The organism is Streptosporangium sp. NPDC003464 (genome assembly GCF_053588315.1).
On sequence record NZ_JBSFPS010000344.1, the window covers coordinates 1 to 9,316 of the forward strand.

Sequence of the window (9,316 nt, forward strand, 5' to 3'; positions counted from 1 at the left end):
GAAGCCGGTGCCCGTCGCCGTCTGAGTCCCCATCCCGTTAACGAGAGGTGAATACGAAACGAAACTGTTGCGTATCGAAAAGATAGGCGCTACGGTTGCGTTGCGAAACTTTACCGTATCGAAAATGGGGTCCCATGGAACAGCAGCTTGGCCACCCGAGGCGGTGGCAGGTCCTGGGGGTGCTGGTGTTCAGCCTCCTGGCGGTCGTGCTCGACAACACGATCCTCAACGTCGCCCTCAAGACGATCGCCGACCCGGTGGAGGGCCTGGGCGCCACCCAGAGCCAGATGGAATGGGCGATCAACTCCTACACCCTGGTCTTCGCCGGCCTGCTGTTCACCTTCGGTGTCATCGGTGACCGCACCGGGCGCAAGCGCATGTTGATGATCGGCATGGTGCTCTTCGGCCTCGCCTCGCTGGCCAGCGCCTACTCCCAGGATCCCGGGCAGCTGATCGTGGCCCGGGCGTTCATGGGGATCGGCGGCGCCGCGATCATGCCGGCCACACTCGCGATCATCTCCAACGTCTTCCCGCCGCAGGAGCGCGGCAAGGCGATCGGCGTCTGGGCCGGCGGCGTCGGCATCGCCGTGGCGATCGGCCCGATCACCGGCGGCCTGCTCATCGAGCACTTCTGGTGGGGCTCGGTCTTCCTGATCAACCTGCCGATCGTGCTGATCAGCATGGTGCTCATCGCGCTGGTCGTGCCCGAGTCGCGTGACCCCAAGCCGTCCAAGCTCGACCCGGTCGGCGTGATCCTGTCCATCGTGGGTCTGGTCGCCATCACCTACGGCATCATCCGGGGCGGCGAGCTGGCCACCGTGGCCAGCGCCGAGGTGCTGGTCCCCACGCTCCTCGGCGTGGCCGTGCTGGCCGCCTTCGTCTGGTACGAGCGCCGCATCGACCACCCCGCCTTCGACGTCACCTACTTCCGCGACCCCCGCTTCGCCACCGCGGTCGGCATGATCGGCATCGTGTTCTTCGCCATGATGGGCGCGATGTTCTTCCTGGTCTTCTACCTGCAGATCGTGCTGGGCTTCAGCGCCCTGCAGGCGGGCGCGCTGATGATCCCGTTCGCCGCCGCACAGATCATCTTCGCCCCGCTCAGCCAGCAGCTGGCCAAGCGCTTCGGCGGCAAGCTGACCGCCACCGTGAGCATGGTCATCGTGGCCGGCGCGCTGGCCGCCTACGCCCTGATGGACCAGCACACCTCGATCCTGGCGATCGAGATCGTCTTCTTCGTCCAGGGCGCGGCGATGGCCAACCTCATGCCGCCCGCGACCACCGCGATCATGGAGGCGCTGCCCCGGGAGAAGGCCGGTGTCGGCTCGGCCATGAGCAACACGGTCCGCCAGGTCGCCGGCGCGCTCGGCGTCGCCCTGCTCGGCTCCCTGCTGTCGGCCATCTACCGCGACGAGATCGCCCCCTCGCTGACCGGCCTGCCCGAGCAGCTCAGGCACATCGCGGGTGAGTCGCTGACCGGCACGCTCGGCGTGGCCGGGGGGCTCGGCGAGCGCGGCGCGGCGCTGATCGAGCCCGCCAAGCGGGCCTTCATGGACGGCATGCACACCACGGCCCTGGTCTCGGCCGTGGTCGCGCTGCTCGGAGCCCTGGTGGTGCTGAAGTGGCTGCCCGGCAAGAGCGCCGCGCTGCCCCCTGTCGAGCACATCTCTCAGGACAAGGAACCGGCAGTAGTGTAGGCACACGATGACCACGATTGACGAGACGCAGGCGGCCCGCCCGGCGGGCCGCCCCCGCAGCGCCAGGGCAGAGAAGGCGATCATCGACGCGACCCTCGACCTGATAGGCGAGGGGATGAACGTCTCCGAGCTGTCCATCGAGGCGATCGCCGCCCGGGCCGGGGTGGGCAAGACCACGATCTACCGGCGCTGGTCCAACAAGGAGGACCTGGTCGTCGACGCCCTGGCGCAGCTCAAGTCGCCGCTGCCGCAGATGGGGGGCAGGTCGGTCCGCGAGGACCTGATCGCCTACCTCGAGGTCGTCCGGCGCGACTCGTGCGACGCGCGCAGGCGGTGCGTCATGAACATCGCGATGAACGACGCCGAGCGGCATCCCCGCCTGGTGGAGCGGATCCGGCAGGCCACGATCGAGCCGCGCAGGGCCGTGATGGCCGCCGTGCTGCAGCGCGGCGTCGCGACGGGCGAGCTCCGGGCGGATCTCGACGTGCCCGTCGCGATGGCGACGCTGGTCGGCACCATGATGTGGTACGTCCGCAGTGCGGGGTTCGGCGAGGAGCAGGAGATCCCGGACGACATCGCCGAACAGATCGTCGGCCAGCTCATGGCCGGCCTCGGCCCCCGCTGAGACCGCCGCGCACCCTGTAGACCGGCCGCCTGGAGCTTGACGGGCCCGTCGGGCCCGTCGGAGCCGGACCGCCGGATCCGCCCGGCGCCGAGTGACCGTGCCCCCGGGTGCGCCGGCCGCCCCCGGGGTGCGCTCCCCGGGCGCGGCGGAGGGCTCCGGGGCTCAGGCGATCGTCTCGCGCCAGTGGTTGGTGATGGGCAGGCGGCGGTCGCGGCCGAAGTTCTTGGGAGTGATCTTGGGGCCCGGGGGATACTGCCGGCGCTTGTACTCGGCCAGGTCGACCAGGCGGATGATCCGGGCGACCAGGGCCGGGTCGTGGCCGGCGGCGATCAGCTCGGCGGCACGGCCCCTCCGGAGGGGCCGTGCACGGCCCGCCCACGCCCGAGCCCGTTCGACCTGTGCTTCGCCACCCCGTTGAAACTCCGAAAGGAACCCTGATGAAAATCGGCGTCCCCGCCGAGGTCAAGAACCACGAGTACCGTGTCGCCGCCACCCCGGCAGGGGTGCACGAACTGGTCCGTCACGGCCACGACGTCTATGTACAGCGTGGCGCTGGCCTCGGCTCCCACCTCCCCGACGAGGACTACCTCTTCGCCGGCGCCAAGATCCTCGACACCGCCGACGAGGTGTGGGGCGAGGCCGACATGATCCTCAAGGTGAAGGAACCGATCGCGGAGGAGTACCACCGCATGCGCGCCGGGCAGGTGCTCTTCACCTACCTGCACCTGGCCGCCGGCCGCGAGTGCGCCGACGCCCTGCTCAAGCAGCAGGTCACCGGCATCGCCTACGAGACCGTCCAGGTCGGCAACACCCTGCCGCTGCTGGCCCCGATGTCGGAGGTCGCGGGCCGCCTGGCCCCGCAGGTCGGCGCCTACAACCTGATGCGCTTCAACGGCGGCCGGGGCGTGCTGCCCGGCGGCGTGCCCGGCGTGGCCCCGGCCAAGGTCGTCGTCATCGGCGGCGGCGTCTCCGGCCTCAACGCGGCGCAGATCGCGGTCGGCATGGGCGCCGATGTCACGGTCCTCGACCTCAACGTCGACCGCCTGCGCTCCATCGACGCCATCTACCAGGGCCGTCTGAAGACCCTCGTCTCGACCTCCTACGCGATCGAGAAGGAGGTCCTGGAGGCCGACCTGGTCATCGGCGCGGTGCTGATCCCGGGCGCCAAGGCTCCGACCCTCGTCTCCAACGACCTGGTCTCCCGTATGAAGCCGGGCTCCGTGCTCGTCGACATCGCCATCGACCAGGGCGGCTGCTTCGAGGATTCCCGGCCGACCACGCACGCCGAACCGACCTACCAGGTCCACAACTCGATCTTCTACTGCGTGGCCAACATGCCGGGTTCGGTGGCCAACACCTCCACCTACGCGCTGACCAACGCGACGCTGCCCTACGCGGTCAAGCTGGCCGGCCTGGGCTGGAAGTCGGCGCTCCAGCAGGACCCCGCCCTCGCGCTGGGCCTCAACACCCACGCGGGTGAGCTCACCAACGACCAGGTTGCGCTCGCCCTCGACCTGCCGTACGTGCCGGTCTCCCAGGTCATCGCCGCCTAGACCCGGTCCGCGGGCTCACTCCCGCCCTCCGCCCGGTCGGCGGGCGACCCCATGATCACGTTTGTGGTCATGGGGTCGCTTCTTTCCCGGCCGTCTCGCGCGAGAGCGGGCAGGCCCGCTCCCACGCGGTCCTGGAACCCATCGCGGTCGTCGCTCTCGCCGCGGTCCGCGGTCTCAGCGCGCTCTCGGGGCCTGGGGCCGCGACCCCAGCCGGGCCCGCAGGTCACGGGCGGTGGCCAGGACGTGCTCGACCTCGGTGGCGGCCGGCCAGGGGGCGCTTCCGGGACGCAGCAGCGCGGCCCGGACCGAGGCCAGGTGCTCGACCGCCGCCGGACGCAGGCCGCTCTGCCCGGTCAGCCAGGCCGTGACGTCGGCGTGGTCGAGCAGCGGCCGGGTGACCAGGTCCCAGGTGCCGAGGATCTCTGTCAGGTCGCCGACCGGCAGCGGGGAGCCGCTCCGGGCCGCCGCGGCGGCGGCCAGCTCCGCGCGGGCGACGAGCTCGGGCTCGGCGGCCCGATCCCAGATCGGGGGCGGCGGGTCCGACAGCCACCGCTCGTCCTCACCCAGCCACCGCTCGTCCTCACCGGCGGCACCGGTCGCCGACAGCAGCGAGGCGAGCTCGGCCGCCGCCCGGGGGTGCCCGGCCAGCGCCGCCCGGCGGAACCAGTGCCGGCCGCCCCGCAGGTCGTCGTGCTCGGCGATGAGCAGCAGGCCGTAGTTGAAGGCGGCCTCCGGATCCCCGCCGGCCGCCGCCCTGCCGAACCAGTGGCTGGCCGCCCGTGGGTCGCTCAGCTCCACGCACACGAACCCGGCGGTCCGCTGGTCGTCGATCCGCCCGGCGTGGGCGGCCCGCTCGAACCAGGCGCGGGCGGTGCGCAGATCCCCCCGGGACAGCGCGATCCCGCCGAGCTGCGAGGCGGCCCCGGGGTGCTCGGCCCCGGCGGCCAGCCGGTAGAACGCCTCGGCGCCCTCCGGATCCTGGTTGGCCCGCAGGAACAGCCCCAGGTGGTAGGCCGCGTCGGCGTGGCCGCCCCGGGCGGCGAGGTCCCACCAGCGCAGCGTCTCGTCGTCCTGGCCGGACGCGTAGGCCAGCAGTCCCAGGTCATGCGCGGAGGCCAGGTCGCCCGCCAGCGCGGCCCGCCGGTGCCACTCGACGGCGGCCTCCGGCTCGCCGCCGTCCTCGCAGATCAGCGCGAGCCGCCGGGCGGCCGGGCGGGAGCCCGCCCTGGCGGCCGTCTCGAACCACCGCCGCGCGGCGGGCACGTCGCCGCGCTGTTCGAGCAGGAGCGTCGCCAGGTTGGCCGCGGCCTCGGCGTCGCCGGTGGCCGCGGCCAGTCCGTACCACCTCACGGCCTCCGCCAGGCTGCCGTGCTTCTCGTGCCAGACACCCAGGTTGTAGGCGCTGTCCATGTTGCCCCCGGCCGCCGCCCGCTCCCACCAGTGCCGCGCCGCCGAACGGTCGCCCCGCTGCGTGAAGTGACGGCCGAGCAGGTGCGCGGCCTGCGCGTCGCCGCCGTGCGCGGCCAGCAGCAGCTCGGCCTCGCCGTCGGCGTCGTGCCCGGCGTGCCGGGCGGCGGGAGGCGAGTCACCAGGCGGCTGCCGGCCCCCCTGCCACCACCCCATGTCGTCCTCCTCGTTGACAATGCACAGGGTGACACGTGACGGTGCGATGGCGGAGCGTAATCACGGACTTGCCTGCCCTCGCGCGCCCACCCGCCCCCGCCCCTCAGCGCCGGCATCCGCTCGGAGTGGCGCGGGCGTGTCAGACCCAGCCGGGGCGGACCAGCCCTGACTCGTAGGCGATGACGACGAGCTGGGCCCGGTCACGGGCGTGCAGTTTCATCATGGTGCGGCTGACGTGGGTCTTGGCGGTGGCCGGGCTCATGAAGAGCTTCGCGGCGATCTCGTCGTTGGTCATGCCCGTGCCGACCAGCGTCAGGACCTCCCGCTCGCGGTCGGTGAGCAGGTTCAGGTCCTGGGAGGGGTGGGGCCGCTTGGCGCGGCTGGCGTACTCGGAGATCAGGCGGCGCGTGACGCCGGGGGAGAGCAGGGCGTCGCCGTCGGCGACGACGCGGACGGCCTGGATCAGCTCGGCCGGCTCGGTGTCCTTGACCAGGAAGCCGCTGGCGCCGTTGCGGAGCGCCTCGAAGAGGTATTCGTCGAGCTCGAAGGTCGTCAGAATGATGATCTTCGGCCCCGGGGGCATCTCCCGGGTGGCGGTCAGGCCGTCCATGCCCGGCATCCGGATGTCCATCAGCACCACGTCGGGCTCGTGCTCGGCGGCCAGCCGTACGGCCTGGGCGCCGTCGGCGGCCTCGGCCACCACGGTCATCCCCGGCTGCGCGTCGAGCAGGGCCCGGAACCCGGCCCTGACCAGGGCCTGGTCGTCGGCGAGGACGATCTTGATCATTCCTGTCCCTCCGGGATCTCCGGGATCGGCAGCCGCGCCTCGACGCGGAAGCCCTGTCCATGGCGCTCGGCGGTCAGCGAGCCGCCGAGGGCGGCCGCCCGCTCCCGCATGCCGGGGATGCCGTTCCCGCCGCCCAGACTCTCTCCGGGCGGCCCGCCGCCGGAGTCGGTGACCCGGATCAGCAGCTCGCGGGGGCCGTACTCCAGCAGGACGGCGGCCGTGGAGCCCGGCGCGTGCCGCGTGACGTTGGTCAGCGCCTCCTGGACGATGCGGTAGCCGGCCCGGTCCACTCCCGGCGGCAACGCCCTGACCTGGCCGGTGACCCGCCGGGTGACCGGCAGCCCGCTGCGCTCGATGAGCTCCTCCAGCCGCTCCATCCCGGCCGTGGGGGAGCGGGGCGCGCCGTCGCGGAGCACGCTGAGCACCGAGCGCATCTCGGTCAGCACGTCCTTGGAGGCCTGTTTGATCGTGGTGAGCGCGGTGCGGGCCTGCTCGGGCTGGTCGTCGATCAGGTGCAGCGCGGTGGAGGCCTGGACATGGATGAGGGAGATGTTGTGCGCGAGCACGTCGTGCAGCTCCTGGGCCATGGTCAGCCGCTCGTCGCTGGCCTGCCGCCGGGCCTCCTCCTGCACCACCCGCTCGTGCTCGGCCAGCCGCTCCCTCCTGGCCCGGACGAACTCGCCCAACGCCAGGATGACCCCGATGACCGCCGCTATCGCGAACATGTGCCACAGGCCGGGGCTGGGGACGGGGGCCAGCCAGGTCGTGTAGACGACGAAGAACACGTAGGCCGCGGCCGAGAACGCCCAGACGACGCGCCGGTGGCCGAGGACGACGGCGTTGTAGAACGCGATGACCGGGCTGAAGAAGATCGGGCCGTAGGCGTGGCCCCGGGCGATGAACACGAAGGTCACGGCCAGGGTGGCGATCAGGGTGAGCACCGGGTGGCGGCGCCGTACGGCCAGCGCGAGCGGCCCGGCCACCAGCAGCGCGACGCCGACCGCGTCCACCTGGACGCGGTCGGGCTGGTTCCACTGGGCGCCCCAGGTCGTCGTGACCTGAAGGACCGCCATGAACAGCGGGAGCATCGGGTCGACCCAGCGGAGTTTGGCACGCACGTCCAGAACCCTATGTCCGCCCGCTGAGCGGCACATCCGCCCTGCGGGGCAGCGGGCACTACGTCACCGGTGGTATCGGAGGGGCTGACAGGGCAGGCGAGCTGAGACAAGCTGTCTGTGGGAGGCCATCATGATCGCTCGTCGCTTAGCCGTGCCGCTCGCCGGGATCCTGGCCGGTGGTTCCATCCTGTACGCGCAGCCGGTGGCGGCGTCTCCGCCGCCGGTGAAGAAGGAGCCCGTCGCCGAGGGATACGGCGGAGCGGTCTCGACCGTCGACCTGGACGCGAGCAAGGCCGCGCTGGAGGTGCTGCGCCGGGGCGGCAACGCGGTCGACGCGGCGGTCGCGGCGGCGGCCACGCTGGGCGTGACCGAACCCTACTCGGCCGGGCTGGCCGGGGGCGGGTTCCTCCTCTACTACGACGCCCGGCACAGGAAGGTCCACACGATCGACGGCCGGGAGACGGCGCCCCAGGCGATGACCGCCTCCTCCCTGGAGGGCATCGCGTTCGACGAGGCGGTCACCAGCGGGCTGTCGGCGGGGGTGCCGGGCAGCGTGGCCCAGTGGGAGCTGGCCCTGCGCCGTTTCGGCACGCTCTCGCTCGGGCAGGCGCTCCGACCCGCGATCAGGGTCGCCTCCGAGGGGTTCACCGTCGACCAGACCTTCCACGACCAGACCGCCGCCAACGCGGCCCGGTTCAAGGACTTCACCTCCACCGCCAAGCTCTACCTCCCCGGCGGCGCCCCGCCGGCGGTCGGCACCACCTTCCGCAACCCCGAGCTCGCCGACACCTACCGCCGGCTCGGCAAGGAGGGCGGCGGCTGGCTGTACGGCGGGCGGCTCGGCTCGGAGATCGTGGCCACGGTGAAGCGGCCGCCGGTCACGCCCGGCGCCACCCGCAACGTACGGCCCGGCCTGATGGAGCTGTCGGACCTGCGGGCCTACCGGGCGCTCGAACGGCCGCCCACGAAGATGACCTACAAGGGCATGGACGTGTACGGCATGGCGCCCCCGTCCTCGGGCGGCTCGACGGTCGGTGAGGCGCTCAACATCCTGGAGGCCCTCCCCGAGGTCGGCGTGCACGAGTATCTGGAGGCTTCGCGGCTGTCGTTCGCCGACCGTGGCAAGTATGTCGGCGACATCCCGGGCGTGCCGCTGAAGGAGCTGCTGTCCGACGGGTTCGCCAAGGAGCGCGCCTGCCTGGTCGGCGAGCGGGCGATGGCCCATCCGGCCCCGGCGGGAGAGCCCGACGGCGCCTACGGGCCGTGCGCGGCCGCGACCCCGGCGCAGTCCGCGCAGACGCCCGCCGAGGGACCGGAGACCACCCACCTGGTCGTGACCGACCGCTGGGGCGACGTGGTCGCCTACAACATCACCATCGAGTCCACCGGCGGCAACGGCATCGTCGTCCCCGGCCGGGGCTTCCTGCTCAACAACGAGCTGACCGACTTCACCTTCGGCCCGGCCCCGGGCGACCCCAACCTGCCCGGGCCCGGCAAGCGCCCCCGCTCCTCGATGGCCCCGACGATCGTCCTGGCCGGGGACCGGCCGCTGCTCGCGCTGGGCTCGCCGGGCGGCTCCACGATCATCACCACCGTGCTGCAGATCCTGGTCAACCGGTGGGACCTCGGCATGTCGCTGCCGGACGCGCTGGCCGCCCCCCGGGCCACCCAGCGCAACACCGCCCAGACCCAGGCCGAGCAGGGCTTCATCGACCGCTACGGCGCCGAGCTCGCCGCCAGGGGACACAGCCTCGTGCTGAATCCCGAGATCGGCGCGGCCACCGCCGTCGAGTTCCTCCGCCACGGGAGGCTCCAGGCCGTCGCCGAGCCCACCCGCAGGGGCGGCGGCAGCGCCCTGGTGGTGAGCGGGCACCGGTAGCCCTCCTCGCGTGCCCGCGGCGGGCCGGACCGGC

General features: G+C 72.5%; 7 protein-coding genes. 4 read left to right on the forward strand and 3 right to left on the reverse strand.

Annotated elements, in window-relative coordinates:
- Nucleotides 1-134: 134 nt before the first annotated feature.
- From ACWDS7_RS43405 to ald, 3 genes are all read left to right on the forward strand, one after another.
- Complete coding sequence (locus ACWDS7_RS43405) at nucleotides 135-1,697, forward strand: MFS transporter (RefSeq protein ID WP_451934050.1); 1,563 nt, start codon at nucleotides 135-137, stop codon at nucleotides 1,695-1,697.
- A gap of 7 nt (nucleotides 1,698-1,704) precedes the next feature.
- On the forward strand, nucleotides 1,705-2,322 hold the full coding sequence (locus ACWDS7_RS43410) for a TetR/AcrR family transcriptional regulator (RefSeq protein ID WP_451934051.1): 618 nt from the start codon (nucleotides 1,705-1,707) through the stop codon (nucleotides 2,320-2,322).
- Nucleotides 2,323-2,759: 437 nt separating this feature from the next.
- Nucleotides 2,760-3,875: an alanine dehydrogenase gene (ald, locus tag ACWDS7_RS43415; RefSeq protein WP_451934052.1), complete on the forward strand. Its 1,116-nt coding sequence runs from the start codon at nucleotides 2,760-2,762 to the stop codon at nucleotides 3,873-3,875.
- Between the two features lie 174 nt (nucleotides 3,876-4,049).
- Here the strand turns inward: ald and ACWDS7_RS43420 are convergent, their stop codons facing one another.
- The 3 genes from ACWDS7_RS43420 to ACWDS7_RS43430 all read right to left on the reverse strand — a co-directional run bounded on the left by ACWDS7_RS43420 (nucleotide 4,050) and on the right by ACWDS7_RS43430 (nucleotide 7,403).
- Nucleotides 4,050-5,498 carry a tetratricopeptide repeat protein gene (locus ACWDS7_RS43420; protein WP_451934053.1) on the reverse strand — a complete coding sequence of 483 codons (1,449 nt, stop codon included), beginning with the start codon at nucleotides 5,496-5,498 and terminating at the stop codon, nucleotides 4,050-4,052.
- A 139-nt stretch (nucleotides 5,499-5,637) separates the two neighbouring features.
- Nucleotides 5,638-6,285, reverse strand: coding sequence for a response regulator transcription factor (locus ACWDS7_RS43425; RefSeq protein WP_306858749.1), 648 nt, complete (start codon nucleotides 6,283-6,285; stop codon nucleotides 5,638-5,640).
- Complete coding sequence (locus tag ACWDS7_RS43430; RefSeq protein WP_451934054.1) at nucleotides 6,282-7,403, reverse strand: sensor histidine kinase; 1,122 nt, start codon at nucleotides 7,401-7,403, stop codon at nucleotides 6,282-6,284. Before ACWDS7_RS43430 ends, ACWDS7_RS43425 begins: the two co-directional genes overlap by 4 nt.
- 130 nt (nucleotides 7,404-7,533) lie before the next feature.
- Between ACWDS7_RS43430 and ACWDS7_RS43435 the strand changes: the two genes are divergently transcribed.
- Nucleotides 7,534-9,282: a gamma-glutamyltransferase family protein gene (locus ACWDS7_RS43435; protein ID WP_451934055.1), complete on the forward strand. Its 1,749-nt coding sequence runs from the start codon at nucleotides 7,534-7,536 to the stop codon at nucleotides 9,280-9,282.
- Nucleotides 9,283-9,316: the final 34 nt, after the last annotated feature.

What these genes read in the sequence shown, in the direction of transcription:
- ACWDS7_RS43405 (WP_451934050.1), top strand. Translation starts at nt 135, where the DNA reads ATGGAACAGCAGCTTGGCCACCCGAGGCGGTGGCAGGTCCTGGGGGTG.
- ald (WP_451934052.1), top strand. Translation starts at nt 2,760, where the DNA reads ATGAAAATCGGCGTCCCCGCCGAGGTCAAGAACCACGAGTACCGTGTC.
- ACWDS7_RS43410 (WP_451934051.1), top strand. Translation starts at nt 1,705, where the DNA reads ATGACCACGATTGACGAGACGCAGGCGGCCCGCCCGGCGGGCCGCCCC.
- ACWDS7_RS43435 (WP_451934055.1), top strand. Translation starts at nt 7,534, where the DNA reads ATGATCGCTCGTCGCTTAGCCGTGCCGCTCGCCGGGATCCTGGCCGGT.
- ACWDS7_RS43425 (WP_306858749.1), bottom strand. Translation starts at nt 6,285, where the DNA reads ATGATCAAGATCGTCCTCGCCGACGACCAGGCCCTGGTCAGGGCCGGG.
- ACWDS7_RS43420 (WP_451934053.1), bottom strand. Translation starts at nt 5,498, where the DNA reads ATGGGGTGGTGGCAGGGGGGCCGGCAGCCGCCTGGTGACTCGCCTCCC.